This is a genomic window from Pinisolibacter sp. (assembly GCF_036782435.1).
Lineage (GTDB): Bacteria > Pseudomonadota > Alphaproteobacteria > Rhizobiales > Ancalomicrobiaceae > CALBKH01.
Window position 1 is genome coordinate 17,516 of record NZ_DAIPZB010000014.1, and the last position, 25,378, is coordinate 42,893.

Annotated in this window: 24 protein-coding genes and 1 pseudogene; 13 read left to right on the top strand and 12 right to left on the bottom strand. The window is 70.6% G+C overall.

Annotated elements, in window-relative coordinates; all coding sequences use genetic code 11:
* From V7Q42_RS08045 to V7Q42_RS08075, 7 genes and pseudogenes are all read left to right on the top strand, one after another.
* Nucleotides 1-516 (top strand): annotated as a pseudogene (locus V7Q42_RS08045) (hypothetical protein); the annotation flags it as partial.
* Nucleotides 517-530: 14 nt separating this feature from the next.
* The gene (locus tag V7Q42_RS08050; protein WP_333823438.1) at nt 531-1,034 is read left to right on the top strand and encodes a hypothetical protein; all 504 of its coding nucleotides are present in this window, start codon (nt 531-533) and stop codon (nt 1,032-1,034) included.
* 47 nt (nt 1,035-1,081) lie between these two features.
* Complete coding sequence (locus V7Q42_RS08055; RefSeq protein WP_333823440.1) at nt 1,082-1,579, top strand: hypothetical protein; 498 nt, start codon at nt 1,082-1,084, stop codon at nt 1,577-1,579.
* Between the two features lie 136 nt (nt 1,580-1,715).
* Complete coding sequence (locus tag V7Q42_RS08060; RefSeq protein ID WP_333823442.1) at nt 1,716-2,192, top strand: hypothetical protein; 477 nt, start codon at nt 1,716-1,718, stop codon at nt 2,190-2,192.
* An 85-nt stretch (nt 2,193-2,277) separates the two neighbouring features.
* Nucleotides 2,278-2,949, top strand: coding sequence for a tetratricopeptide repeat protein (locus tag V7Q42_RS08065; RefSeq protein ID WP_333823443.1), 672 nt, complete (start codon nt 2,278-2,280; stop codon nt 2,947-2,949).
* A 63-nt stretch (nt 2,950-3,012) separates the two neighbouring features.
* Nucleotides 3,013-3,795 (top strand): nucleotide-binding protein, encoded by a 783-nt coding sequence (locus V7Q42_RS08070; RefSeq protein WP_333823445.1) that lies wholly within the window; start codon nt 3,013-3,015, stop codon nt 3,793-3,795.
* Nucleotide 3,796: 1 nt separating this feature from the next.
* Entirely contained in the window at nt 3,797-4,360 is a 564-nt protein-coding gene (locus V7Q42_RS08075; protein WP_333823446.1) for a hypothetical protein, read from the top strand.
* Nucleotides 4,361-4,388: 28 nt separating this feature from the next.
* On the opposite strand, the gene V7Q42_RS08080 is transcribed toward V7Q42_RS08075, so the two are convergent.
* From V7Q42_RS08080 to V7Q42_RS08090, 3 genes are read right to left on the bottom strand one after another with little or no spacing between them, the layout of a single operon-like run.
* Complete coding sequence (locus V7Q42_RS08080) at nt 4,389-5,438, bottom strand: biotin-dependent carboxyltransferase family protein (protein ID WP_333823448.1); 1,050 nt, start codon at nt 5,436-5,438, stop codon at nt 4,389-4,391.
* Nucleotides 5,435-6,157: a 5-oxoprolinase subunit B family protein gene (locus tag V7Q42_RS08085; protein WP_333823449.1), complete on the bottom strand. Its 723-nt coding sequence runs from the start codon at nt 6,155-6,157 to the stop codon at nt 5,435-5,437. The genes V7Q42_RS08080 and V7Q42_RS08085 overlap by 4 nt, the downstream gene beginning before the upstream one ends.
* Nucleotides 6,158-6,160: 3 nt before the next feature.
* Entirely contained in the window at nt 6,161-6,925 is a 765-nt protein-coding gene (locus tag V7Q42_RS08090) for a LamB/YcsF family protein (RefSeq protein ID WP_333823450.1), read from the bottom strand.
* A 217-nt stretch (nt 6,926-7,142) separates the two neighbouring features.
* On the opposite strand from V7Q42_RS08090, the gene V7Q42_RS08095 reads away from it, so the two are divergent.
* The 6 genes from V7Q42_RS08095 to V7Q42_RS08120 all read left to right on the top strand — a co-directional run bounded on the left by V7Q42_RS08095 (nt 7,143) and on the right by V7Q42_RS08120 (nt 11,837).
* A complete protein-coding gene (locus V7Q42_RS08095; protein WP_333823451.1) occupies nt 7,143-8,051 on the top strand; it encodes a LysR family transcriptional regulator in 909 nt (302 codons plus the stop codon).
* A gap of 167 nt (nt 8,052-8,218) precedes the next feature.
* On the top strand, nt 8,219-8,941 hold the full coding sequence (locus tag V7Q42_RS08100; RefSeq protein ID WP_333823453.1) for an alpha/beta fold hydrolase: 723 nt from the start codon (nt 8,219-8,221) through the stop codon (nt 8,939-8,941).
* Between the two features lie 52 nt (nt 8,942-8,993).
* Nucleotides 8,994-9,344: a YciI family protein gene (locus tag V7Q42_RS08105; RefSeq protein ID WP_333823454.1), complete on the top strand. Its 351-nt coding sequence runs from the start codon at nt 8,994-8,996 to the stop codon at nt 9,342-9,344.
* An 85-nt stretch (nt 9,345-9,429) separates the two neighbouring features.
* Complete coding sequence (locus tag V7Q42_RS08110) at nt 9,430-10,596, top strand: ABC transporter substrate-binding protein (RefSeq protein ID WP_333823455.1); 1,167 nt, start codon at nt 9,430-9,432, stop codon at nt 10,594-10,596.
* Between the two features lie 138 nt (nt 10,597-10,734).
* Nucleotides 10,735-11,127: a CidA/LrgA family protein gene (locus tag V7Q42_RS08115; protein WP_333823456.1), complete on the top strand. Its 393-nt coding sequence runs from the start codon at nt 10,735-10,737 to the stop codon at nt 11,125-11,127.
* Nucleotides 11,124-11,837: an LrgB family protein gene (locus V7Q42_RS08120; protein ID WP_333823457.1), complete on the top strand. Its 714-nt coding sequence runs from the start codon at nt 11,124-11,126 to the stop codon at nt 11,835-11,837. Before V7Q42_RS08115 ends, V7Q42_RS08120 begins: the two co-directional genes overlap by 4 nt.
* A 71-nt stretch (nt 11,838-11,908) precedes the next feature.
* On the opposite strand, the gene V7Q42_RS08125 is transcribed toward V7Q42_RS08120, so the two are convergent.
* From V7Q42_RS08125 to nirD, 9 genes are all read right to left on the bottom strand, one after another.
* Nucleotides 11,909-13,669, bottom strand: a complete 1,761-nt coding sequence (locus tag V7Q42_RS08125; protein WP_333823458.1) for a YeeE/YedE thiosulfate transporter family protein — start codon at nt 13,667-13,669, stop codon at nt 11,909-11,911.
* A gap of 36 nt (nt 13,670-13,705) precedes the next feature.
* Nucleotides 13,706-15,082 (bottom strand): sigma-54-dependent transcriptional regulator, encoded by a 1,377-nt coding sequence (locus V7Q42_RS08130; protein WP_333823459.1) that lies wholly within the window; start codon nt 15,080-15,082, stop codon nt 13,706-13,708.
* Nucleotides 15,079-17,460, bottom strand: a complete 2,382-nt coding sequence (locus V7Q42_RS08135) for an ATP-binding protein (protein ID WP_333823461.1) — start codon at nt 17,458-17,460, stop codon at nt 15,079-15,081. The genes V7Q42_RS08130 and V7Q42_RS08135 overlap by 4 nt, the downstream gene beginning before the upstream one ends.
* 69 nt (nt 17,461-17,529) lie before the next feature.
* Nucleotides 17,530-19,131 (bottom strand): MBL fold metallo-hydrolase, encoded by a 1,602-nt coding sequence (locus V7Q42_RS08140; RefSeq protein ID WP_333823462.1) that lies wholly within the window; start codon nt 19,129-19,131, stop codon nt 17,530-17,532.
* Between the two features lie 163 nt (nt 19,132-19,294).
* Nucleotides 19,295-20,182: an NAD(P)-dependent oxidoreductase gene (locus V7Q42_RS08145; RefSeq protein WP_333823463.1), complete on the bottom strand. Its 888-nt coding sequence runs from the start codon at nt 20,180-20,182 to the stop codon at nt 19,295-19,297.
* 163 nt (nt 20,183-20,345) lie between these two features.
* On the bottom strand, nt 20,346-21,551 hold the full coding sequence (locus tag V7Q42_RS08150) for a CmpA/NrtA family ABC transporter substrate-binding protein (protein WP_333823464.1): 1,206 nt from the start codon (nt 21,549-21,551) through the stop codon (nt 20,346-20,348).
* Nucleotides 21,552-21,567: 16 nt separating this feature from the next.
* Entirely contained in the window at nt 21,568-22,155 is a 588-nt protein-coding gene (locus V7Q42_RS08155) for an ANTAR domain-containing response regulator (protein WP_333823465.1), read from the bottom strand.
* 83 nt (nt 22,156-22,238) lie between these two features.
* Nucleotides 22,239-24,923, bottom strand: a complete 2,685-nt coding sequence (locus V7Q42_RS08160; protein WP_333823466.1) for a nitrate reductase — start codon at nt 24,921-24,923, stop codon at nt 22,239-22,241.
* A gap of 118 nt (nt 24,924-25,041) precedes the next feature.
* Nucleotides 25,042-25,374 carry a nitrite reductase small subunit NirD gene (gene nirD / locus V7Q42_RS08165; protein WP_333823467.1) on the bottom strand — a complete coding sequence of 111 codons (333 nt, stop codon included), beginning with the start codon at nt 25,372-25,374 and terminating at the stop codon, nt 25,042-25,044.
* Nucleotides 25,375-25,378: the final 4 nt, after the last annotated feature.

Genomic DNA, 25,378 nt, shown 5'->3' on the forward strand with positions numbered 1-25,378 from the left:
CCGGTGGTGACGGAAGCGCCGTCCGCGCCGTCGGGTCGCCCGCCGCGCCTCGCCAAGGCGTCGGAGGCCCCGGCCCCGGCCCCGGTGGTGACGGAAGCGCCGTCCGCGCCGTCGGGTCGCCCGCCGCGCCTCGCCAAGGCGTCGGAGGCCCCGGCCCCGGCCCCGGTGGTGACGGAAGCGCCGTCCGCGCCGTCGGGTCGCCCGCCGCGCCTCGCCAAGGCGTCCGAGGCTCCGGCCCCGGCCCCGGTGGTGACGGAAGCGCCGGCCGTGCCGTCTGGTCGCCCGCCGCGTCTCGCCAAGGCGTCCGAGGCTCCGGCCCCGGCTCCGGTGGTGACGGAAGCGCCGGCCGAAACGCCGATGCCTGCGGCTCCGGCCACCTCGCGGCCGCGCCGTGCTCCGGCGAAGGCGCCCGAGGCGGCCCCGGCGCCGGCTCCCGCTCCCGCGACGCGCTCCGGTGGTCGGCCCAAGCCGTCTCGCCAGCGCCGCGGCATCCAAATCAAGACCGATCTGACCTGAGGAGGAGAGGACACATGAGATCCCGGATCTACGCTGCGGTCCTCGCGTCGACCATCGTCTCCTTCGTTCATCCGGCTGCGGCCGCGACGTGGGGCGAACTGACCTCGGGCAACACCAACGGTGCCTCGCAGGGCTCCTACGCGGTCGGTCCCTATGCGGTTCCGCCGCAACAGTCGGGCAACTGCTGGGGATGCGGCCCCGTCGCGCCGCACTACGGCGGGCCGGAAGGCATGCCGCCGTCGCCGCTCGACGCACCGGGCATCGCCACCTTGCCGCCGGCGCTGCTGATGTCGCCCGACGCTTTCCTGCCGATGACCCGTGATGCTCACCTGCCCGTCGGGCAGACCCAGCTCTGGACCTTCGGTCAGATGAACAACACCACGGACCCGTACGACCAAGCGGGTCTGAGTACGCCTTTCATGTATGTGCCCTGGTCGACGCCCCTCTCGGGCTGGACCAATGCGCAGACATGGAACTGGTGGCGCGAACGCGCGGGCGTTCGCTCACCGCTCTGGTAGGTCGCAACCGCGGCCCGCCGACTTGGGAGGCCTGAGAGGAAAAACCCATGCGTACCATCGGAAAGATCGCACTCGTCGTGCTCCTGGGCGGGCTGGCCGAAGCGGCCGTCGCCGCCGAGAACCCCGCTGCCCCGCCGCCGGCCGGCCCCTACGCCGCCCCGGCTCCGGGCGCCCAGACCCCGCCGCCGCCTCCGGGCTGGGGCGCTCCGCCGTGGGCTCAGCCGGCTCCGTCGGCCGACGGCAAGACCGCCGCTCCGGCTCCGGGCTGGGCTCCCCCGCCGCCGCCCCCGCCGCCGCCGTACTATGGTGGCTACCCGGGCTACGGCTACGGCCCGGGCTACGGCTACGGCCCGTATGACGGCTACGGCTCGGGCTACGGCACCGGCCGCGGCTATGGTCGCGGCACCGGTCGCGGCAACATGCGCGGCAACTTCTCCTTCGGTGGCGATGCCGACACCGACATGAACGGCTGGGGCGACGGCTGGGGCAACAACTACGGCCGTCGCGGCTGGGGCCCGGGCAGCTGGGGTCCCGGCTGGTGGTGATAGCCACCCGCATCGCCGGACCGGGATCGATCGCCTCGGCGTTCGATCTCGGGTCGGCGGGCCATTCCGGCGATCGGAGGCCGGGTGAGGCGGGACCGTTCGGTTCCGCCTTCGCCCCCCTCGATGGAGGAACGCGATGAAAGGCATCAGGACTCTTCTGGCTGCCGCCACTCTCGCGACCGCACTCATGGTTCCCGCCGCCGCTCAAGCTCAGTGGTGGGGCGGCAGCCCGTGGGGTGGCGGCCCCTGGGGCGGAGGTCCGTGGGGCGGCTATCCCGGCGGTTGGGGAGGTCCCGGCTGGGGCTCTCCCTACGGTCTGGGGCTCAATCCCTGGGGCCGAGGCTTCGGCCGCACCAACTTCAATTTCTCCACCGATCTCAGTGGTTGGGGCAACGGGTTGGGCAACGGCTGGAGCAACCCGTGGGGCGGTGGCCCCTGGGGTGGATATCCCGGCGGTCTGGGCGGTCCCTGGGGGGGCTATCCGGGCGGTCTGGGCGGTCCGTGGGGCGCCTATCCCGGCGGCTTCCCCGGCAGCCCGATGGGCGGTTTCCCCGGTGGCGTCGGCGGTCCTTGGGGCGGCAGTCCCTGGGGCGGTCGCGGCTTCGGCTGGTGATCCGAAACGTCGAGGGGAGACGGCCGTTCCTTCGCCCGCCTCTCCTCTCTCCTTGTAGCGATGTCCGTACCACGAGGTGTGCCGCATGCTCGCCCGGATCTTCACGCGCCTGTTCTACGCCGCCGTCTTCTTCGCACTCGGCGTCTGGGCCGCGCCCTCCATGGGTGGGCTCGGTCGGATGATCGATTCGGGCGTTTCCGTCGGGACCCAGGGTTTCGACCGGTTGTGGGCCTGGGCGGAGAGCACCGTCTCGGGTGCGCCGGCCGGATGGTCCGCCGCACCCTCGCCCGCCGCTCGGCCGGTGACGGCGCCGGCACCCGTCGCGGCCCCGGCTCCCAAGCCGGTGGTGGCGGCTGCGCCGCCGGCGCCCGCTGCTTCTGTTCCGGCCGCGCCCGCCAAGCCGGCGCCCGCACCCGCCGCGCCACCGGCCGCCGCGCCGGACGTCGGCTCCGATCTTCTCGCCGTGGCGCGCGCCGCTCATGCCCGCGGCGACGTGACCGCTGCGATCCGCGCCTACGAGGATCTCATCGCTCGCCAGCCGAAGGACGCGGCGGTGCGCGGTGAACTCGGCAACGTCTACTGGGCGGCCGGCCGCCTCCAGGACGCCGCCCGCTCCTATCACGGCGCCGCCTCGGTGTTGATCGACGCCGGTCGCATCGCCGATGCGGTTCCGCTCGAGGCGGCGATCCGCAAGGGCGACGGAGCCCTCGCCGACGATCTCGCCAGACGTCTCGCCGCAGCCGGCACCAAGAAGTGAATGATGCGGTCCGGGCGCGGATGAAGTAGGTTGTCGTGGTGTGGGTCCGGGGAGGCAGGCGACATGTGCGCTGCCAAGGCGTCGAAGAACAAGACCGAGAAACGGCCGGACAAGAACGGCAAGAAGGCGCCGGAGAAAGCGAAGAAGTCGGCGCCGGCCTCCGTCGCCGCTTCGCCGAAGACCGACGGTAGTCGCTTCGTCGTCGTCGGCAACCTCAAGGGCGGGTCGGGTAAGAGCACCGTGGTGTTCAACCTCGCGGTGTGGCTCGCCGGCCAGGGCCATCCCGTTCGTCTCGTCGACCTCGACCCGCAGAAGACGCTGTCCGACCTCGTCGCCGTGCGCAACGAACTCGGTTGGGAACCGTTCCTCGAGCCGCCGCTCGACAGCACCGATCTTCCCTCCTTCGGCGCCGGAAGTTGGACGCTGGTCGATGTCGGTGCCGCCGACATGGCCGGCATGTTGGAGGCGGTCGGCTACGCCGATCTCGTCCTCGTGCCGGTGATGCCGGGACAGGCCGACATCTGGGCGACCCAGCGCTATCTCAAGATCATCGACCGCGAACGGCCCGACCACTGCGCCATCCGTCTCTTCGTCAACCGCGCCGATGCCGGCGCCGCGTCGCGCGAGACGCGTGAAGCCGTGGTGGCGCTCGAGGCGATCTCCGGCATGCTCGCCTCCGTCGCCGTTCTGCCCGCCCGTCTCGGCCGGCGCATCGCATTCTGTCGTTCGCTCAGCGAAGGTTCGGCGGTGTTCGAACTGGAGCCGAAGTCCAAGGCGAGCGAAGAGTTCCAGGCCCTCGCCCAGGCCATCGTCGAGCCGCGTCGCGGCCGCAACCGAAAGACCTGAGATGGCCGCCACCAAGACCGCACCGAAGCCCGATCTCGAGAAGGATTACCCGGCCCAGATCTATCAGGCGTCGGAATACCATCCTCCGGAATACGTCGCCTATCTCGACCGCGCCGCCGCGGCGATGCGATCGCTCAAGTTGGTGGTCGCGGGCGTCCTCGCCATCTCCATCCTGCTCGCGGCCTACGGCTTCTTCCTCGTCTACAAACTCACCCACGACACCCACCAGATGGTGCTGCAGACGAGCATCATGGCGCAGGAGATGGTCGCCATGGGCCGCAACATGAACGCCATGGAGGCGAGCGTCGCCAACATGCGCTCCAACATCTCGGATCTGCGCGACAGCCTCGTGGCGATGAACCAGAACGTCGCCTCGATCGACCGCTCGGTCGCCCACATGGCCTCGACCGTCGGCCTGATCCAGCATTCGACCGCCAATCTCGACCGCAGTTTCGGCCCGGCGATGGGCATGCTCAACAATTTCGTTCCCTTCGGCTGGGGCGGCAACAATTGGCCGGGCGCGCCACCGTTCGCGGCACCGCCGCAGCAGGCCCAGCCGCGCTGAGACGAGGCCGCGCGGCGATCCTCGCCGCTCACTCGCCGTCGGTACGCTCGCCGCGGTGCGGCGCCTGAGCATCGACCATGCCGGAGACGAGGTTGAGGCCGAGGAGATCGGCCGCGGTGAACGTCTTGCGCACCACGGGGGTGAGCCGCACCGGCCGGGCGAGGCCTTCCTCCATCCGCCGTCGCGCCGCCACCGCCTCGTCGAGCGTGACCGCGCGAAAGCGCACGTTCTCCCCCGGCCGAATCTGCGCCATGCGGCCGAGATCGGCACCGATCACCGTGGCGATCTTCGGATAGCCGCCGGTCGGCTGGCGATCGGCCATCAGCACGAAGGGCAGTCCCGATCCCGGCACCTGGATCGCCCCGTGGGCGACGGCGTCGGAGACGATGTCGTGGCCGTGCGCGTGGGTGAGCGGCTCGCCCTCGAGGGAATAGGCCATGCGGTCGGAGCGCGGTGACAGCCGCCAGTCGCGTCCGAGGAAGGCGTCGATCTGATCGGCGGCGAAGTGATCGTCCTGCGGGCCGAGGACGACACGGATCGGCCCACGATTCTCGCCGAGTGCCTCGGCGTCGATCGCCGAGACCGTCTCGATCACCCGGCGCGGTCCGAGGATCGCCAACCGGTCGCCCGCCTCGAGGCCGCGGCCGTGGAGCCCGCCGAGGCCGGAACGGGTGTGGGTGGCGCGCGAGCCCAGGACCGGCGGCACGTCGATCGCGCCGGCGACCGAAAGGTGGCACCAGGCACCGCTCGCCCCGGCCCGCACCGTGAGACGCACGCCCGGCTCGAGCCGCAGCGCCACCGCGCTCGGCAGACGCCGATCGTCGAGCCGGATGTCGAACGCCCTGCCGACGACCGCCAGATCGAGCGATCCGCCCTCCGCCGTGACCTCGAGGCCCGCCGCCGAGATCTCGATCGCCGCAGCTTCGATGTCGTTGCCGAGGGCGCGGTTCGCCAGCCGGAAAGCGTTCGGATCCATCGGGCCGCAGCCGGTGACGCCCCAGCGCGAGAAGCCGCGCCGGCCGGAATCCTGAAGGGTCACGCCGGGGCCGGCGGCGAGAACCACGAGCCGCGCCGTCATCGCGTCGCCTCCACCCGCGCCACCGGCTCGCCGGCCGCCGCCCGAGCCTCGAGTGCCGCGAAACTCGACGCGTCGATCGCCTCGAAGCGGATCTCGTCGCCGACCGCCACCAGGAACGCCGGATCGCGCATCGGCGAGAAGACCTTCTCCGGCGTCCGCCCGATCACCCACCATCCGGTCGGCATCGGCAGCGGTGCGATCGCCGACATACCGCCGGCGATCATCACCGCGTCGGCCGGATGGGGCTGACGCGGATGGGGCCGGCGCGAGGCGGCGAGCTCCGGCGCGAGACCGCCGAGATAGGCGAAGCCGGGCGAGAACCCGTACATGTGGACGCGCAACGCCCGGCCGGTGTGCAGATCGACCAGCCGCTCGGGCGTGATCGACAGCCGCGCCGCCACCTCGGCGAGATCTTCGCCGTGCGGCGCGTCGTAGCAGCAGGGGAAGGTCCAGGTCCGCGCCGGCCGGCTCGTCGTCTCGGCTTCCGTTTCGAGTTCGACGATGCGTGCGACGAGCCGGGCGCGATCGATGACGAGCGGTTCGTAGATCACCGCGAGCGAGCGGAAGGTCGGCGTGGTCTCGACGACCCCGGGGATCGCCGCTCGCGCCAGCGCCGCGTCGAGGGCGAGGACGCGCTCGTTCAGCGCCGCGTCGATGGTCGAGCCGAACTCGACCACCAGCATGCATTCGCCACTGTCGAGGAAGCGCAGCGGCACCATCGCTCACGCCCCGGCGAAGGGCGCGACGGCGACGCCGGCGGCGAGCAGGCGTTCCTTCAGCCGCCCGGCGGCGGCGACCGCGTGGGCGCTGTCGCCGTGGACACAGATCGAGCCGATCGCGGTCGGCAGGCGCCGGCCCGAGACGGTGATGATCGCCCCTTCTTCGACCATGGTGAGGGCCCGCGCCGCCGCTTCCTCCGGATCGTCGATCATCGCGCCGGGAAGGCCACGACGGACGAGCTGACCCGCCTCGTCGTAACCGCGATCGGCGAAGATCTCGGCGACGGTGACGAGCCCGGCCGCTTCGCCGGCGCGGATCTGCTCCGAACAGGCGATGGCGAGATAGACGAGATCGCGATCGATCGCCCGTACCGCGCGCGCCACTGCGGCGGCGATGCCGGCTTCCGCCGCGGCGGCGTTGGCCAGCGCCCCGTGCGCTTTGACGTGGGTGAGGCGATGGCCGGCGAAGGCCGCCATGCCGGCCGCCGCGCCGATCTGATAGGCCACCATCCGTTCGATCTCGGCCTCGCTCATCCGCATCGGTCGCCGGCCGAAGCCCTGCAGGTCGGGGTAGCCGGGATGCGCCCCGACGGCGACGCCGTTCTCCCGGGCGAGCGCGAAGGTGCGGGCCATGACGTCGGGATCGCCGGCGTGGAAGCCGCAGGCGACGTTGGCGGTGGTGACGATCTTCAGCATCGCCGCATCGTCGCCGCACGACCAGTTGCCGAAACCCTCGCCGAGATCGGAATTGAGATCGACCGTGACCATGTGCCCTCCCGACCCGGCCGCGCCGGCAGCCGTCTCGCCGCAGTGAACGATGTGTCGCGCGCAGATCTAGCACGTCGCCGCCGCTCGACGGAATCGCCGCGGCGCGCGGCCGACGACTTGCCTTCTCGCTCATTCGTGCATCAGATCGATCGGTCGGGCGGTTCGCGGCATCTCGTACATCCTTCGCCCACCGCCGAAACCACGCCTCGGGGGCGACATGCGCATCGATTTCCTGGGTATCGAGGCCTTCCTCGCCATCGCCGAGCGCGGCAGCTTCCACGGTGCCGCCGCCCACCTCAACCTGTCGCAGACGGCGCTCTCCCACCGCATGCGCAAGCTCGAGGACGATCTCGGCGTCGAACTCTTCACCCGCACCACCCGGCGGGTGGCGCTGACGCCGGCCGGCGTCGAGCTTCTGCCCAAGGCGCGGCGCATGCTCGACGAGATCTCCGCCGGCTACGAGGCGCTGCGCAATCAGGGGCGGGAGCGGCAGGAACGGCTGGCGATCGGCTGCCTGCCGACCATCGCCACCAGCCATCTGCCGCCGGCGCTCGAGGCCTTCTCCGCCGCCCACCCGACGATCCGCGTCCTCGTCCATGACGCCTCCGCCCAGGAGATCGCCGACCGGGTGCAGAAGGGAGAGGCCGAATTCGGCATCACCGTCGTCTCCGCCGGCCGCTGGGATCTCGAGGTACGCCCGCTCTTGAAGGAGCCCTACGTGCTGGCCTGCGCCCGCGACCATCCGCTGGCGATGCGGCCGCATGTCAGCTGGAGCGACTTCGAGGGCCAGCCGCTCGTCCGCATCTCGTCGCAGACCGCCAACCGGGCGATCCTCGACGAAGCGCTCGGCAGTCGGCGCGAGGCGATGTTCTGGCGTTACGAGGTGAGCCACCTCGCCTCCGCCATGGGCTTGGTGCGCCAGCGCATCGCCCTCGCCGTGGTGCCCCGTCTGGCGATCGACGACGGCGATGGGGATCTTCTCGCGCTGCCGATCCGCGGTCCCTCGGTCAGCCGCACCCTCGGCATCGTCACCAAACGCGGCCTGCCGCTGTCCTCCCCCGGCAAGGCGCTGCTCGAACTCGTCGTCGCGTGCTTCCGCGGCGAGGCCGAGAGACCGGCGGATTGATGCATTGGATGCATCGGTCGAAGAGAACTCGTCACTTGTTTCATCTCCGGCTTCGCGGTCTGATCCCGTCACGGACGCGACGGATCGTCTCCCGCCACTTACCGACGCGGACCGAGACGGACGGCCGGGGCCACCCTCGGCCGTCCGCTCTTTCGAAGGAGAAATCGTTGCGTCCGAGGATCGTCTTCCTGCCCGGCCTTCTGTGCGACGCCGAGGTCTTCGCCGGCCAGACGGCGGCGCTCGCCCCCCATGCCGACGTGGCGGTCGCCGATTTCACCGACTGCGACACGATCGAGGCGATGGCGGCGAAGGCGCTCGCCGTCTTCGACGGACCGGTCTCGCTCGTCGGCTTCTCCATGGGCGGGCGCGCGGCGCTCGAAGCCCTGCGCATCGCCCCGGAGCGGGTCGAACGGCTGGTGCTGATGGACACCGGCGCCACCCCGGCGCGTGACGGCGAGGCCGCCGGCCGGATGGAACTGGTCGACCTCGCCCATCGCGAGGGCATGCGGGCGCTCGCCGCCCGCTGGCTGCCGCCGATGGTCCATCCCGACCGCGAGACCGATCCGACCCTGGTCGAGCCGATCACGGCGATGGTCGAGCGCATGACCCCGGCGATCTTCGCCGGCCAGATCCGCGCCCTCCTCGGCCGTCCCGACGCCCGGCCGGTGCTTTCCACCGTCCGCTGCCCGACCCTGGTGGTCGTCGGCCGCCAGGACCGCTGGAGCCCACTCGCCCAGAACCGGGAACTGGCCGAGACCATCCCCGGCGCCCGCCTCGCGGTGATCGAGGATGCCGGTCATTTCTCGCCCGCCGAGCGGCCGCAGGCGGTCGCCGCCGCGCTCGTCGATTTCTTCGGCTTCGCCGCGCCCGCAGCGGGGACGGGATCATGATCGTTACGGCGTCACCTTTCGATGAAACCGCCGACCGAGGAGGATGCGACCCATGTACTGGTTGATGGTCTGCCGCCACCGGACCGGTCAGGAGGAGCGCCGCGCCGAGATGCGCGACGCCCACCGCGCCCACGTCGCCTCCGGCCACGGTGGGCGGGTCAAGGTACTGATCGGCTCGGCTCTCACCCTCGACGACGCGGTCGCCGCCATCGGTAATTTCGGCATTCTCGAAGCCCCGGATCGGGAAACGGCGCTGGCTTTCGCCGAGGCCGACCCCTACGCTCGGGCGGGCATCGTCGAGAGCATCGAGATCTTCGCGCTCGCATCGACGTTCCAGGCCCATCGGATCGATCCGATGACCGTATCCCCGGCCCCGCGGCGCGATCCGCCGGAAGCCGCGTGAGACCCGTCCCCCCGGCGACGGCCGCCGTCCTCGGGTGACGACCAAGACAACGAAGACGACGAAGACAACGACAAGGGAGGAAGTCATGAACCGCCGCAATCTTCTCGCCGCCGGCGTCGCCGCGCTGGCGCTCTCCGCCTCCTTCGCTCCGGTGCGCGCCGAAGATCCGATCAAGATCGGCCTGGTTCTGCCGCTGACCGGCCCCTTCACCTCGACCGGCAAGGAGATCGTCGCCGCCGCCGAGCTCTACAACAAGGAAGCCGGCGCCTCGGTCGCCGGTCGCAAGGTCGAGCTCGTCATCAAGGACGACGGCGGCGTTCCCGACGTCACCAAGCGCCTCGTGCAGGAGATGATCGTCAACGATCACGTCACCGCCGTCGCCGGCTTCGGCCTCACCCCGCTGGCGTTGGCCGCCGCGCCGGTCGCCACCCAGGGGCAGACCCCGATGGTGGTGATGGCCGCCGCCACCTCGATCATCACCGAGCGTTCGCCCTTCATCGTCCGCTCCTCGCAGGTGGTGCCGCAGATCGCCGGTCCCTTCGGGACCTGGGCCGCCAAGCAGGGCATGAAGAAGGTCGTCACCATCGTCACCGACTACGGCCCCGGCCACGACGTCGAGAAGTGGTTCTCCCAGACCTTCAAGGAGGGTGGCGGCACCGTCGAGAACATGCGCGTGCCGCTGCAGAACCCCGACTTCTCGCCCTTCCTGCAGCGCGCCGCCGACGCCAAGCCGGACGCCGTGCTGGTCTTCGTGCCGTCGGGCGTCGGCGCCCAGTTCATGAAGCAGTTCGTCGAGCGCGGCCTCGACAAGTCGGGTATCCGTCTCATCGCCACCGGCGACCTCACCGACGACGAACTGCTCGATCGCATCGGCGACGTCGCCCTCGGCACCGTCACCGCGCACTTCTACTCGGGTGCCCATCCGAGCGAGAAGAACAAGGCCTTCACCGCCGCCTTCGAGAAGGCCAACCCGGGTCTGCGTCCCAACTTCATGGCGGTCGGTGGCTACGACGGCATGCACGTCCTCTACGAGGGTCTGAAGAAGACCAAGGGCGCCGGCGGTCAGGCCCTGGTCGACGCCATGAAGGGTCTCGCCTGGGAGAGCCCGCGCGGACCGGTGTCGATCGATCCCGAGACCCGTGACATCGTCCAGAACATCTACATCCGCAAGGTCGAGAAGAAGGACGGTCACTATTACAACATCGAGTTCGAGACGATCCCGAACGTCAAGGACCCGGCCAAGGCGAAGTGACGCGCCGACCCCACGAGGGGCTCGCCGGTCTCGACCGGCCCGTCTCTTTCGGGCAACCTCGACGATGACGAACGGCGGGCGCGGCGATGTCGCGCCCGCCGCCGCGTTTCGGGACCGTCGCTTCGGGAGTGCCTCGTCATGGTGGCCGGCTTCGCCATCCTTCTTCTCTGTCAGCTTCTCGGCGAGGTCACGGTGCGCGGCCTCGGCCTGCCGCTGCCCGGCCCGGTGGTCGGCCTTGTGCTGCTCGTCGCCGGCCTCGCCGTCGCCCGCCGCCACAATGGCGACGATCGCGCCGTCGCCGAGACTTCCCCCCTCGGCCGCGTCGCCGATGGGCTCCTCGCCGCCCTCGCCCTGCTGTTCGTGCCGGCCGGCGTCGGCGTCGTCCAGTATTTCGGCCTGATCGGCGCCGAGGGGGTGGCGATCGTCGTCGCTCTGGTGGTCTCGACGGTTCTCACCCTGGCGGCGACCGTCGCCACCTTCCTCGCCATCCGCCGCCTGATCGGCGCGACCGACGAGGAGGCCGGCCCGTGACCCCCTTCGCTCTCTGGGTCTATCTCTCGGCGAGCCCGCTGTTCTGGCTGACCGTGACGCTCCTCGCCTGGCTCCTCGCCGAGCGTCTCGCCGCTGCGAGCGGACGTCATCCGCTGGTCAACCCGGTGGCGATCGCCATCGTCGTCGTCGCCCTGCTGCTCGCCACCACCGGCACCGACTACCGCCGCTATTTCGACGGCGCCCAGTTCGTCCATTTCCTGCTCGGGCCGGCGACCGTGGCGCTGGCCGTGCCGCTGTGGCGCAATCGCACCCTCGTCGTCCGCAACGTCCTGCCGATGCTCGGTGCTCTCCTGGTCGGCTCCGTCGTCGCCATCGTCTCGGCGATCGGCACCGCGGCGCTGCTCGGCGCCTCGCCGGCGGTGGTCGCCTCGCTCGCCCCGAAGTCGGTGACGGCCGCGGTCGCCATGGCGGTGAGCGAGGGCCTCGGCGGCATCCCGGCGCTGACCGCGGCGCTGGTGATCATGACCGGCATCCTCGGCGCCATGGTGGTGACGCCGCTGATGAACGCGCTTCGCATCCGTGATCCCGCCGCGACCGGCTTCGCCGTCGGCCTCGCCTCGCACGGCATCGGCACCGCCCGCGCCTTCGCCGTCCATCCGGTGGCCGGTGTCTTCGCCGGCGTCGCCATGGGCCTCAACGCGGTGGTCACGCCGCTCCTCGCGCCGGTGCTGGCGCGGCTGTTGAGCTGAGCGGGTCGTGAAAAAAGAAGAACCCTCCCGCACCGAAGGGCGCGGGAGGGCGGGGCGGAGCGGCGCGCCGATCAGGCGGTCGCCAGTCCGAGGGCCGTCGCCGGCACCGGGGCGGGGGCGCCGACCTGGGCGACCGGACCGCGGCCGGACTTGGCCTGGGCGTCGAGCTCGAGCTGCAGATCTTCGGTCGACAGGTTGAGGATCTCGGCCTCGGCCGCGCCGGTGTTGCGGCTGCCCATGCGGATCAGCGCCCACAGGAAGCCGGCGAGCACCAGCACCCACGCGCCGAGCATCGCCTGCTGCATCGCGACGTTGTCCGGGAACACCAGCTGGTAGATCTTGTAGGTCTCGACCCAGCGGTTGCTCTCGAGGAAGGTCATGTGGGCCTTGTAGTTCATCGTGAACGGCAGGTAGCCGACGGCGAAGCCGATCATGCCGATCCAGGTGTTGAGGTAGCCGAGGCCGACCCGCATGTAGGAGCGGATTTCGCAGCCGATCAGCAGCACCGCGCCGAAGCCGATCAGGAGGCCGCCGAACACGTTGCCGAGGGTCAGCTGTTCCTTGAGGCCGCTCTCGAAGCCGGGCTTGGCGACGCCGGTGACCCACATCAGCCAGACGAAGCCGGAGACCAGCACCCACGAGGCGGTGACGCCGATGATCGGCAGATAGCCGCGCATCAGCGTGCGGGTGATGCGCGGAACGCCCATACGCGCGAACTTGCCGTCGTCCTTGCGCATGGCGCCGGCGACTTCCAGGGAGACCAGCGCGCATTCGGTGCCGAACCCGCTCTTCGACAGACCGAAGCCCGCGATCACGCCGGCGATCAGGGTGATCGCCGCATAGGCGAGACCGACGCTGGCGATCGACTTGCCGACCGGTGCCAGGGCGCCCTTCTTGTCGAGATGCTGCATCCACTCGGGATCGACGAGGCCGCCGTAGACCGAGAAGCCGATGAAGGCGAGGACGAAGGTGAGCGCCACCCAGAAGATCGGCCGCCGCGTCGGACGATAGGCCGGGTCGTAGCAGACCGTCTCACCGGCGTCGCCACGGTTGGCCTCGCAATAGGACCTGGTCTCCTGATGCTTGAAGTACTTGGCGAGGTTCAGCTTCTCCATCACGACGAAGCCCAGGGCGCCGCCGATCGCCATGAACAGCACGGTGACGAAGGAATGGACGCTCATCAGCGGCATGCCGCCGAGCAGGTGGTTGAGCGTGCAGCCGCCGGCCAGACGCGTGCCGTAGGAGAACAGCGCGCCGCCGAAGAAGGCGACCCACAGCACGCGGGCGGAATACTTCACCCAGGTGCGGCTCTCCTTCTCGAGCAACGCGACGATCAGGCCGCCGAGAATCATGCCGAGGATCTGCCAGCCGACGCCGGGCGCGAAGGCGCCGCCGGACATCGACTGACCGAACTCGTTGGCCTTGCCGTAGAGCTGGAAGTCGGGCAGCGCGAAGAGATGATAGAATCCGACCTCCATCGACCGGAACATCGCCCCGAGGTCCGAGGTGACGGTGATCGGCGTCAGTGTGCCGAGCTTGCCCGGCTTGGCGGAATGAGCCCACAGCGCCACCATGTAGATGATCTGCGCCACTCCGAAGGCGACGCCGGCCCAGAAGAAGGACCATTGCCGCGTCAGCATGTTTCTCATCACTGCCTCCCGCCCCCTCGGGGCTCGGCTCTTGCGGCGCCGCGAGAGGTGCGTCGCCTTCCGAAGAAGAGATGGCAAGAGCCGTACCAAGGGGAAACGGCGAGAAACATCAAGGAGATGGGATGGGGTGCCGGACGCGGTGCCGGCTGGAATCTGGCCGCCGCGGTCCCGCCGTCCGGCCAATTTCTTGCCGCCGGATCCCCACCCCGCGGCGCGGGCTCAATCCTCCGTCGCCGCTTCGCCGGCGCCCGCCAGCTTGGCGCGAAGGGTCATGCGGCTGATGTCGAGCACCTCGGCGGCGCGCGTCTTGTTGCCGCCGCACCATGTGACGACCGCACGCACATGAGCGACCTCGGCCTCGGCGAGGCTCACCGGCGTTCCGTCGTCGCGCGCCAGCACCGTGTAGTCGGTGGTCGCCGCCACTGCGCGCGACACTTCCGGCGGCAGTTGCGCCGCGGTGATGAGCCCGGCATCGGCGAGGATGGCGGCGCGCTCCATGACGTTGCGCAGCTCACGGACGTTGCCCGGCCAGTCGTAGTGCTCGAGCATCGGCCGCGTCTCCGCCGTCAGCGTCGGGCCGGGGCGATCCATCGCCGCCGCGGCGCGAGCGAGGAAATGCCGCGCGAGCGGCAGGATGTCGGCGCGCCGCGCCCGCAGGGGAGGCACGTCGATCGCCGCGACGTTGAGCCGGTAGTAGAGATCCTCGCGGAACCGCCCCTCCTTGACCATCGCGACGAGGTCGCGATGGGTGGCGGCGACGAAGCGGACGTCGCTGGTCAGCTCCTTGTGGCCGCCGATGCGCCGGAAGCTCGAGGTCTCGAGCACCCGCAACAGCTTCGGTTGCAACGTCGGCGACAGATCGCCGATCTCGTCGAGAAAGAGCACGCCGCCGTCGGCGAGCTCGAGCAGGCCCTTCTTGGTCTGCCGCGCGTCGGTGAAGGCGCCGCGCTCGTGGCCGAAGAGCTCGGACTCGAGCAACCCCTCGGGCAGCGCCGCGCAGTTGAGCGTCACCCAAGGTCCGTTCGCCCGGCTCGAAAGATCGTGGATCGACCGCGCCACCAGCTCCTTGCCCGACCCGGATTCGCCGCGGATCAACACCGGTACGCGGCCAGCCGTCGCCACCCGTCGCGTCATGTCGACGAGCCCGACGAAGGCCTCGCTCTCGCCGACGATCTCGCTCGATCGCGGCGGCGCCGACTGGGCCCGCCGCCAGGCCACCTCGTGGCGCAGTTTGCGCGTCTCCAGCGCCCGGCGCACCAGCTCCAGCATGTCGTCGAGATCGAACGGCTTGTTGAGATAGTCGTAGGCGCCGGCCTTCAGCGCCGCCACCGCGGTGCGCACCTCCGGATAGGCGGTCATGGTGACGATCAGCGCGTCCGGATCGTGCTCCTGCAGCTTCGGCAAGAGGTCGAGCCCGTGCATGTCGGGCAGGCGCAGGTCGAGAAGGATGAGCCGGAAGCTCGCCGTCTTCACCAGCGCCAGCGCTTCCGCCGCATCGGCGGCGGCCGCCACCCGGTAGCCCTGATCGGCGAGGAATTCGCCGACGGTCAGGCGCAGGGTCGTGTCGTCTTCGACGATGAGGAGATGGTCGGTCATGCGTCCGGGTCACGTTCGCCGGTCGCGGCGACCGGCCACAGGAGGGTGAAGGTGGTGCCGACGCCCGGCTCGCTCGCGACCGAGATGCGGGCGCCGTGCTCGTCGACGATCTTGCGGACGATGGCGAGGCCGAGGCCGGAGCCGTCGGGGCGGGTGGTGAAGAACGGTTCGAAGATGCGCGGCAGCACCTCCGCGGCGATGCCCCGGCCGGTGTCGGCGACGTCGACGCGCACGCGGCCGTCGCCGCTCGCCTCCGCCGCGATCGTCAGCCGCCCGCCGTCCGGCATGGCGCGCACCGCGTTGATCACCAGATTGAGCAGCAACTGCTTCATCTGCTGCGGATCGGCATGGAGCGGCGGCAGGCTCTCGACGCCGTCCACCGCGATCGCCACGCCGTGGCTGCGCGCCTCCTTGCCCGTCCAGAACAGCACGTCCTCGAGCACCCCGGCGAGCCGGCAGGGCTCCGGCCGACAGGCCTGTGGCGCGGCGAAGCCGTGGAAGGTCTGCAGGAAGCGCGTGAGCCGATCGACCTCCGCCTCGAGCCGCGCCAGGACCACCCGCGGCCCCGGCGTCATCTCGCGGTGGTGCTGCAACGACTGGGCGACCGCCTTCATGCCGGCGAGCGGATTGCCGATCTCGTGGGCGAGGCCCATCGCCAATTCGCCGAGGGTGGTCAGCTTCTCCGTCTGGAACATCTGATGGTCGAGTTCGCGGCGTTCGTCCTCGAGCCGCCGTTCCTCGCTGACGTCGCGCAACAGCACGATGAAGCCGTCGCCGGCGTCGAGCGAGCGGACCGCCAGCGCGAAGATGCGCTCGCCGATGGTCATGACCCGCCGCACCTCGCCGTCGTCCGCCACCGCCTGCGCCGTCGCCGGCCAACCGGCGCAATAGTGCACCACCGTCTGGCCGATCGCCTCGCCCTCGATCCCCAACAGCCGCAGCGCCGCCGGATTGGCCAGCGTGATACGGCCCTGTTCGTCGACGGCGAGGATGCCGTCGGCGCTGTTCTCGATGACCGCCGCCAGGAAGGCGCGTTCGTGATCGAGATCGCGGGTGCGTGCCCGCACGTCGTCCTCGAGCCGGTCGCGCTGTGCGGCGAGCGATCCCAACATCACCTGCAACTTTTCCGCCATGCGGTTGAACTGCGCCCCGAGTTCGGCGATCTCGTCGCGTCCGCCGATCTCGACGCGCCGCGAGAAGTCGCCGACCGTCAGCGCCCGGGCCTGGCGGGTGAGGCGATCGAGCGGCCCGAGCAGGTGGCGCGACAGCGCGTAGCCGCCGGCCGCGGTGACCAGCAGGCTGGCGAGCAGCACCGCGTAGAGCCCGTAGAGGCTGGTGACGGCGAAGAACAGGTCCCGCTCCGGCACCTCCATGGCGATCAGCCACTGCCCTCGCCGGATCTTGTCGGCCCCCGCCGCCCCGAGCGGGATCACCACCGTCGCATGGGTGACGAGCAGACCGGCGACCGAACGGTTGCCGGTGTCGGTGGAGAGGATCGCATCGACGGTGTCGCGGTCCCAGTGAGCGACGAGGCTGTCGATCGGCAGCATGCGGAACGCCGGTTCGGCTTCGTCGCCGTCGCCCCTCGCCGCCGGCTTCTCCGCCGAGCGCGCCAGATAGGTCCCCGAGCGGTCGATCAGATAGGCGGTGCCGGCGCGCGCCTCCGCCATCTCCTGCAACTGCTCGAGCAACACCGCCGCATGGAGGTTGGCGACCAGCAGGCCGGCGACCTTGCCGTCCGCATCGGCGATCGGCGTCGCCAGACGCACCACCGGTTGCTCCGGTTGTTCGATCCGGCCGTATTCGATGTTGAGGTCCATCGGCGAGATGTAGATCTCACCCGGGGCGTATTTCAGCGCATCGTGGAAATAGTAGCGCTCGGATTTGTCCTGGAGCTGGTCGTGCGGGATGGTGAAGACACGGTCGCCCCGGCGTTTGACCCGCATCATCTCGCGGCCGTCGAGGCCGATGTAGCGGATGTAATAGAAGTGCGGGTAGTAGCGGGCGAGGACGGTGTAGTCCTTCTCCAATTGGAGGACGGCGCGATCGATCTCGCCGGCCTCGCCGCGCCGTCGTGCTTCGACCAGCTCGGTGAGCGAGCGCGAGGCGGCGAGATTGAGCAGCTCCGAGGCGAACTGGTCGAAGAAGCGTCCGACGCCGGCGGCGCGCACCGCCACCTCCTGGTCGAGGTTGCGCAGGGTCTCCTGCTTCAGCGCCACTTGCGACTGCCAGATGCCGATGAGGCCGGCGACGCCGGTCGGGATCACCGCCACCAACAGGAAGAAGAGGTAGATGCGTCGCGACAGGCCGACGAAACGCGGCCGCGGTTTCGTTTCCGATCGATCGGGAGTGGGGCGTGAGGCGGCGGTATCGAGCATCGCCTCCTTGATACCACGCCATCACCACGGACACGACGAGACGCGTGGGCCGAGGTCGCGCCGGTGACCTCAATTCTCGTTCAGCGCCCGTCGGACACGCCGCAGCACCACCCCGCGCGCCCGATCGTCGGCGGCGCCGGCGAGCGCCTCCTGAAGATCGAGCAGCAGCGACTGATAGTCGTTGTGCCAGTCGCGCCGCCCGGCCCACGCCGGATCGATGCGCGGCATCGCCGCGGTCGTCACCGCGATCGGCCGAGCGCCGTCCGGCGTCAGGTGGAAGGCGCCGTCGAGCGTCGGCGTGATCAACCGCTCCGCCGGCAGGAAGGCGGCGAGCCGTCCGGCCAATCCGGCCAGCGCCTCCGCCTCGCCGTGAACGAGGAAGACCTCACGGGCGATCGGCAGGCGGTGGTGCACCCACTCCGCCAGTTCCGGTCCGTCGGCATGGCCGCTGTAGAGGTCGAGTTTGCGGATGCGCGCCCGCACGGCGATCTCGTCGCCCTGGATGCGCACCGTGCTCGCCCCCTCCTCGAGGATGCGCCCGAGCGTGCCGGCCGCCTGGAAGCCGACCAGCAGCACCGTCGCCTCCTCCCGCCACAGCCAGTTCTTCAGCCGATGGCGGATGCGTCCGGCCTCGCACATGCCGCTGGCGGCGATGACGATGTGGAAGCCGTGGTGATTGTCGAGCGCCTTCGACTGTTCCACCGACTCGGTGAATCGCACGTTCTTCGCCGACAGCGCGCTGACCAGCAGGTCGCCGTTCTCGAGCTCGCCGACGTGGTCGGCGAAGACCCGCGTCGCCCGGCTGGCGAGCGGCGAGTCGATGAAGATCGGTGCCGAGGGGATCTCGCCGCTCTCCATCAGCAGGACGAGATCGGCGAGTAACTCCTGCGTTCTTTCGACGGCGAAGGAGGGGATCAGCAACACCCCGTCCGGCCGGTGGGCCGCCTTCACCTCGGCCCTGAGCGCGCCGCGACGGCGGGTGTCGTTCACCCCTTCGCGGTCGACGTCGCCGTAGGTCGATTCGCAGATCACGTGATCCCAGTCCTTCGGCGCCACCGGGTCGTATTGCAGCAGCTTGTCGTCCGGGCCGATGTCGCCGGAGAACAGCAGCCGCAGCGGCTTCTCGTCCCGCGCGATCTCCATCTCCACCGAGGCCGAGCCGAGGAGGTGACCGGCGTTCCAGAAGCGGATGCGCACGCCCTCGGCGATCCGTTGCCAGCTGCGATAGGGGATCGGCCGGAACCGCGCCATCGCCGCGACCGCGTCTTCCGCCGTGTAGATCGGCGTCACCTCGTCCCGCCCGCGCCGAGAGTTGCGGCGGTTGAGCTGCGCCACCTCGATCTCTTGGATGTGGCCGGAATCCGGCAGCATCACCGAACAGAGATCGGCGGTCGGCGCCGTCGCCCACACCGGTCCGTCGTAGCCCTCGCGCACCAGTCGCGGCACCAGTCCGGAATGATCGATGTGGGCATGGGTCAGCACCACGGCGTCGATCCGGCTCGGATCGAAGGGGAAGGGGCGGTAGTTCAGCTCCTTCTCGGTCTTCGACCCTTGGAAGAGGCCGCAGTCGACGAGGATGCGGGTCCCCTCGACCTCGATCATCTGGCAGGAGCCGGTCACCGTGCCGGCCGCCCCGTGGAATCTGAGGATCGGATGGTCGGTGTCGGTCATGTCGGCGCTCCGATGGCTCGCGCACGCCCGGGCGACGGGCGGCGCATCCCTTCCCCGGTACCGAGCTTAGGCCGATCGTGCGCCCCGGTCATGTTCCCGAGAACACATAGGCGGATCCGCGCCGCGACCGGGTCGAACCGGCCGAACCCCTCGCCGGCCCGCCTCAGACCGACGGGGGGCCGCCGGCGCGGAACCATTCGATCACCGCACCGTCGTCGCGTGCGCCGAGCCCCATGGCGAGGGTGGCGCGGAAGACCTCCTCGGCGAGGCCGGCGAGCGGCGCCGGGCTCCCTGCCTCCTTCGCCGCGGCGCAGGCGAGGCCGACGTCCTTGGTCAGGATGTGGGCGGCGGCGTGGACGGTCGGATCGTCGGCCACCACCCGCTCCATACGCGTGCCGAAGACGAAACTCGCCCCCGAACTCGCCTGGACGACGTCGAAGACGGTGCGCCGATCGAGCCCCATGCGCTCGGCCAGCGCCATCGCCTCGCCCGCCGCGACGAGATTGACCGCCGCCAGCATGTTGTTGACGATCTTCACCTTGGAGCCGTCGCCGACGGTCTCGCCGATATGGAAGGTGCGGCCCGCCATGTCGGCGAAGAGGTCGGCGAACTCCGCGACGAGCGCCGGGTCGCCGCCGATCATCATCGACATCGTCCCCTCGTGCGCCTTGGCCGGACCGCCCGACACCGGCGCGTCGAGCGGCCGGAGTCCGGCGGCGGCGAGACGTCGACCGAAGTCGGCGGCGTCCTTCGGCGCGATCGTCGAAGCGACGATCACCACGCCCCCCGGCGCCATCCCGGCGACGACGCCGTCCGCCCCGAACAACACCTCGTCGGTCTGCGCCGCGTCGACCACCAGGGTGATCACCACCTCGACGGCCCGCGCCACCGAGGCCGGGTTCGGATGGATGGTGGCGCCCGCGGCTCGCGCCGCCGCGTCTGCTTCCGGTCGGATGTCGCGCGTATGGACCGCGTGGCCGCGCGCCACGAGCCGCGTCGCCACCCCGAGCCCCATCAGTCCCGTTCCGATCACCCCGACCCGTCGTGCCATCGCATCCGCCCCGTTCGCGCTTCCGACGCAACGTGACCGGCACGAGGGGGAGAGGCAAGAGGCGAACGAAGCCGGACGTCGCGCCCGGTTCGCGGCCACGTCGCTCGACGCGTGGCGCGTGCGGCGGCGTGAGCCGCCGAAGCGATCGACGAGGAGGCCGCGATCAGACGTGACGCGCGCCGGTCCAGCCTTCGGTGCGCAACCACTTCTCCGGGTCGCCGCCGTCGAAGAGCGGGCCGTCGAAGGTGCGCAGCGTGTCGTCGACCCGGCTCGGCCGGCCGATGGCGCGGTCCCAGCGATCGGAGGCGAAGGCCTCGCGCGCCGCGGCGAAGGCCGCCTCGGCGTCGTCGGTCTGATGCCAGCGCAGCATCTGCGCCGCGAACCACAGGCCGTCGGTCGGCCGTGGCCGGGTGATCGGCCCGTTGACCCCTTCGCCGTGGAAGCGCAGGAAGCCCGGCACCGACACCGGCGCGCCGCCGCGTTCGATCTGCAACCGGCCGGTCAGCGAGCGCATGACGATCGCCGCGGGAACGCCGACGATCTCGTCGCGCGCCAGCAGTTCGGCGAGGCGTTCGCGGTTCTCCGGCGCTTCGCTCCAGGCTGCGGCCCGGTCGAGGGACCGAAGCAGCGCCTCGATCTCGTCGCCGCGTCGCTCGGCGAGGTCGGCGCGCAGGCCGAGCACCTTCTCCGGCGTCGACGGCCACAGCACCGCCGTCGGCAGCACGATGTGGCCGACACCGGAATCGACCGCCCGGCTGGTCCACGGCGCACCGACGCAGATGCCGTCCACCTCGCCCGCCTCCATCGCCGCCACCATGTGGGGCGGCGGCACCACGGTCAGGCGCACGTCGGTATCGGGATCGACCCCGGCCGCCGCCATCCAGTGGCGCAACTGATGGTGATGGCAGGAGAACGGGTGGACCGAGGCGAAGGTCAGTTGCTCGCGGCCGGCCTGCGCCCGTTCGGCGACGAGGCGGGCGAGGGTGCGGCCGGAGGCGAGCGGATCGCCGAAGCCCCCCCAGTCGCCGCCCTCGCGCCACAGCGCCGTGGTGACGGCGATCGAATTGCCGCCCTGATCGAGCACGAAGGGGGCGATCACCGGCGCCTGCAGGTGACCGAGGCCGAGCCGCGCCGCGATCGGCATCGGCGCCAGCATGTGGGCGGCGTCGAAATGGCCGAGCACCAGCCGGTCGCGGATGTTGGCCCAGGAGGTTTCGCGCACCAGCTCGAGGTCGAGCCCTTCCTCCGCCGCGAATCCGAGGTCGCGCGCCACCACCAGAGGTGCGCAATCGACCAGCGGCATGAAGCCGAGTCTCAGCCGGCCTTCGCCACGTTCCGAGCCGATCGGGGCCGCCGTCGTCTTCGTCATCTCGGCTCCTCCCCTCTCATCCGAGCAACTGCGCCGCGGTGACGACGCTGCGGGCGATGTCCGCGAGCTTGACCTTCTCGTTCATCGCGGTGCGCCGCAGCATGCCATAGGCCTCCTCCTCGGAGATGCCACGCGACTTCATCAGGATGCCCTTGGCGCGCTCGACCAGTTTGCGATCCGCCAATTCGTCGCGCGCCTGCTGCAACTCGCGGGTCAGCCGGTCGAAGGCGTTGAAGCGCGACACGGTCATGTCGAGGATCGACTTCACCCGTTCCTTGCGCAGCCCGTCGACGATGTAGGCCGAGACCCCGGCGTCGACCGCCGATTCGATCATCGCCGAGTCCGACTGGTCGACGAACATGGCGACCGGCCGTTTCACCGTCCGCGACACCTGGAACATCTGCTCGAGCACGTCGCGCGACGGACTGGCGAGATCGATCAGGATGACGTCCGGATCGATCTCGAAGATCCGTTTGAGCAGTTCGTGGGTGGTGTCCAGCCGCACCACGTCGACGAGCCCGGCCTCGCGCAACCCGTCCTCGAGGATGGTCGCCCGCGTCGGGTTCTCGTCGATCACCAGAATGGTGAGGGAAGTGTCGGCCACCGCTCGCCCCGTCTATATCGCAGCGCATCATGGGCGGGACGGACATGGTGAGCAAGTCCCTCGGGTGGTGCGGTCGGCGGTCGTCATTCGGCGGCGACCGGGGTCGCCGGGCGCTCCTCCTCGGCGATCAGCCGCGCGATCTCGGGACGGCAGGAGCCGCAATTGGTGCCGGCGCGCAGTTTCTCGCCGATCGCCGCGACACTGCGGCAACCGCCGGCGATCGCCTTGCGGATCTGGTTGACGCCGACGCCGTAGCATGAGCAGACGCGCCGGCCGGGATCCTCCACCGCGCTCCCCGGCCGCCCGGCGAGGAGTGCGGTGGCCTCGCGCCCCGCGACGCCCCCCGCCTCGAACCGCGCCACCAGCCAGTCGCGCGACGCCTCGACCGGCGCCGGTGCGACGAAGATGAGGCCGACCACCTCGCCGTCGCGGATCGCCGCGATGCGCAACCGACCGCCGCGCGCATCGGCGACGCTGGCGAGTTCGGCCCCCGCGCCGAAGAGGTTCGCGGCGAAGGCGCTCCAGTCGGCCGGTGCGTCCAATCCGGCGAGTTCGATCCGCTCGCCGCCGACGATGCGGGCGCGCGCCCAATAGTCGGCATCGATCGTCGCCGGCGGTCGGCGGGTGAGCGCGAAGCCGTACCAGGCTGCGGCCCAACGCTGCATCGCCACCGTCGTCGCCTTCGATTCCGGCTGTCCCGAGACCGGATCGGTCTCCGGCGCCACCAGCGCGTCGACTCGCGCCCCGGAGGCGAAACGATCGGTCCAGTGGATCGGCACGAAGACCGATCCCGGCCGCTGCCGGTCGGTGATCAACGCCCGGACCACCACCTCGGCCCGGCCGTTCATCACTCGGACGAGATCGGCGGCGCCGATGCCGAGCGCTGCGGCGTCGGTGGGAGCGATCTCGACGAAAGGCTCGGCGATGTGGCTCGACAGGGTCGAGGCGACGCCGGTGCGGGTCATCGTGTGCCACTGGTCGCGGATGCGGCCGGTGTTGAGCCGATAGGGCGTCTCGGCGGTGAGGCGGCTCATCGGCGGCCGATAGGGCGTGGCGATCATCCGACCACGACCGTCCGGCGTGAAGAAGCGGCCGTCGGCGAAGAAGCGCTTGCCGGCGTTGGGCACCGCCTCACCGCGGCGGCGCGGCCACTGGAACGGCGCCAGCGCGTCGAAGCCGGCGTCGGAGACGTCGGCGAAGGCGGAGATGTCGAAGTCGCGCGCGACCTCGGGGCGGTGACCGGACAGCGCGGCATGCTCGCGGAAGACCGCCGCCGCGCCGTCGAAGTCGAAGGCCGCTTCCCAGCCGAGCCGCTTGCCCACTTCGGCGAGCGCCCACCAGTCGGGCTTGGCCTCGCCGACCGGCGCCATGAAGCCGCGCTGGCGCGAGACTCGCCGTTCCGAATTGGTGACCGTGCCGTCCTTCTCGCCCCAGGCGAGCGCCGGCAGCAGGACATGGCCGAGCTCGGCGGTGTCGGTCGAGGCCATCACCTCGGAGACGACGACGAAAGGACAGGCGCGGATGGCGGCCTTGACCCGATCGGCGTCGGGAAGGCTGTCGACCGGGTTGGTCGCCATGATCCACAGCGCCTTGACGCGCCCGTCGGCGACCGCGTCGAAGAGATCGACCGCCTTGTGTCCCGGCGTCGCCGTGACCGTCGGCGAGGCCCAGAACTCGCGGACGAGTTCGCGGTGGCTCGGATCGGCCAGTTCCAGATGCGCCGCGAGCTGGTTGGCGAGCCCGCCGACCTCGCGCCCGCCCATGGCGTTGGGCTGGCCGGTGACCGAGAACGGCCCGCAGCCCTCCCGGCCGATCCGGCCGGTGAAGAGATGGCAGTTGAGGATGGCGTTGACCTTGTCGGTGCCGGCCGACGACTGGTTGACCCCCTGGCTGTAGACGGTGAGCACCTTCTCGGTCGCGCCGAAGAGGTCGAAGAAGGCGACGACGTCGGTCTCCGCGAGCCCGGTGACGCGCGCCACCTCGGCCGGATCGTCGAAGGGAGCCGCAGCCTCGAGCGCCGCCTCGAGCCCCGAGGTGTGCGCGGCGACGAAACGACCGTCGCGGGCGTCGGCACGCTCCAGATGGCGCAGCAGACCGGCGAAGAGGGCGACGTCGGTGCCCGAGTCGAGCCCGAGATGCAGATCGGCGATCTCGCTCGTCGCGGTGCGCCGCGGGTCGAGCACCACCACCTTCATCCCCGGGCGCGCGGTCTTGGCCGCCGCGAGGCGCTGGAACAGGATCGGATGGCACCAGGCGAGGTTGGAGCCGACCAGCACGACGAGATCGGCGGTCTCCAGGTCCTCGTAGGTCTGCGGCACCGTGTCGGTGCCGAAGGCGCGCTTGTGGCCGGCGACCGAGGAGGCCATGCACAGGCGCGAATTGGTGTCGATGTTGGCCGAGCCGACGTAGCCCTTCATCAGCTTGTTGGCGACGTAATAGTCCTCGGTGAGGATCTGGCCCGACACGTAGAGCGCCACCGAATCCGGGCCGTGGTCGCGGATCGCGGCGCCGAAGCGTTCGGCGACGAGATCGAGCGCCGCGTCCCAGCTCACCCGCTCGCCACCGATCGAGGGATGGGTGAGGCGGCCGTCGTGGATCAACGTCTCGGCCAGCGCCGAGCCCTTGACGCACAGCCGGCCGAAATTCGCCGGATGATCCGGATCGCCGGAGATCGTCACCCGCCCGTCGGCATGCGTCTCCGCCTTCACACCGCAACCGGTGCCGCAATAGGGGCAGGTGGTGAAGGTTGTGCGGACGACCTCGGACATGCACGTCTCCTTCGCCGGCGAACCATCGTCGCCGTCGTCATCCGGTGACCGGCCGGTTCGGGATCCGCCGGCGGCGGCGCGGGTCGGCCGCCATCGGCGATTATCGGGGAGCTTCGCCTCACTCCGCCGCGAGGAGGCTCGCCGGAACCTCGAGGCGGATACGCCCGCCCTCGACCTTCACGGCATATTCCTCGGCGCAGCCCTCGTCGGCGCCGGTGGCCTTGCCGCTCTCCAGGTCGATCACCCAGTTGTGCAGCGGGCAGGCGACCTTGCGGCCGTGGACGATGCCTTCGGAGAGCGGCCCGCCCTTGTGCGGGCACTTGTTCTCCAGCGCGAAAACGTGATCGTCGGCGGTGCGGAAGATCGCGATCTCGTGCGCACCGACGCGAACGGTGCGGGCGCCGAGCGCCGGGACGTCGTCGAAGGCGCAGATGTCGTACCAGTCGGACATGGAA

Excerpts from the sequence above, each read along its gene's own strand:
- V7Q42_RS08080 (WP_333823448.1), bottom strand. The coding sequence starts at position 5,438 with ATGACGGCGCGGCTCGTGGTTCTCGCCGCCGGCCCCGGCGTGACCCTT.
- V7Q42_RS08145 (WP_333823463.1), bottom strand. The coding sequence starts at position 20,182 with ATGGCACGACGGGTCGGGGTGATCGGAACGGGACTGATGGGGCTCGGG.
- V7Q42_RS08110 (WP_333823455.1), top strand. The coding sequence starts at position 9,430 with ATGAACCGCCGCAATCTTCTCGCCGCCGGCGTCGCCGCGCTGGCGCTC.
- V7Q42_RS08140 (WP_333823462.1), bottom strand. The coding sequence starts at position 19,131 with ATGACCGACACCGACCATCCGATCCTCAGATTCCACGGGGCGGCCGGC.
- V7Q42_RS08160 (WP_333823466.1), bottom strand. The coding sequence starts at position 24,923 with ATGTCCGAGGTCGTCCGCACAACCTTCACCACCTGCCCCTATTGCGGC.
- V7Q42_RS08085 (WP_333823449.1), bottom strand. The coding sequence starts at position 6,157 with ATGGTGCCGCTGCGCTTCCTCGACAGTGGCGAATGCATGCTGGTGGTC.
- V7Q42_RS08055 (WP_333823440.1), top strand. The coding sequence starts at position 1,082 with ATGCGTACCATCGGAAAGATCGCACTCGTCGTGCTCCTGGGCGGGCTG.
- V7Q42_RS08105 (WP_333823454.1), top strand. The coding sequence starts at position 8,994 with ATGTACTGGTTGATGGTCTGCCGCCACCGGACCGGTCAGGAGGAGCGC.
- V7Q42_RS08090 (WP_333823450.1), bottom strand. The coding sequence starts at position 6,925 with ATGGTCACGGTCGATCTCAATTCCGATCTCGGCGAGGGTTTCGGCAAC.
- V7Q42_RS08095 (WP_333823451.1), top strand. The coding sequence starts at position 7,143 with ATGCGCATCGATTTCCTGGGTATCGAGGCCTTCCTCGCCATCGCCGAG.
- V7Q42_RS08115 (WP_333823456.1), top strand. The coding sequence starts at position 10,735 with ATGGTGGCCGGCTTCGCCATCCTTCTTCTCTGTCAGCTTCTCGGCGAG.
- V7Q42_RS08050 (WP_333823438.1), top strand. The coding sequence starts at position 531 with ATGAGATCCCGGATCTACGCTGCGGTCCTCGCGTCGACCATCGTCTCC.
- V7Q42_RS08135 (WP_333823461.1), bottom strand. The coding sequence starts at position 17,460 with ATGCTCGATACCGCCGCCTCACGCCCCACTCCCGATCGATCGGAAACG.
- nirD (WP_333823467.1), bottom strand. The coding sequence starts at position 25,374 with ATGTCCGACTGGTACGACATCTGCGCCTTCGACGACGTCCCGGCGCTC.
- V7Q42_RS08060 (WP_333823442.1), top strand. The coding sequence starts at position 1,716 with ATGAAAGGCATCAGGACTCTTCTGGCTGCCGCCACTCTCGCGACCGCA.
- V7Q42_RS08065 (WP_333823443.1), top strand. The coding sequence starts at position 2,278 with ATGCTCGCCCGGATCTTCACGCGCCTGTTCTACGCCGCCGTCTTCTTC.
- V7Q42_RS08070 (WP_333823445.1), top strand. The coding sequence starts at position 3,013 with ATGTGCGCTGCCAAGGCGTCGAAGAACAAGACCGAGAAACGGCCGGAC.
- V7Q42_RS08150 (WP_333823464.1), bottom strand. The coding sequence starts at position 21,551 with ATGACGAAGACGACGGCGGCCCCGATCGGCTCGGAACGTGGCGAAGGC.
- V7Q42_RS08130 (WP_333823459.1), bottom strand. The coding sequence starts at position 15,082 with ATGACCGACCATCTCCTCATCGTCGAAGACGACACGACCCTGCGCCTG.
- V7Q42_RS08075 (WP_333823446.1), top strand. The coding sequence starts at position 3,797 with ATGGCCGCCACCAAGACCGCACCGAAGCCCGATCTCGAGAAGGATTAC.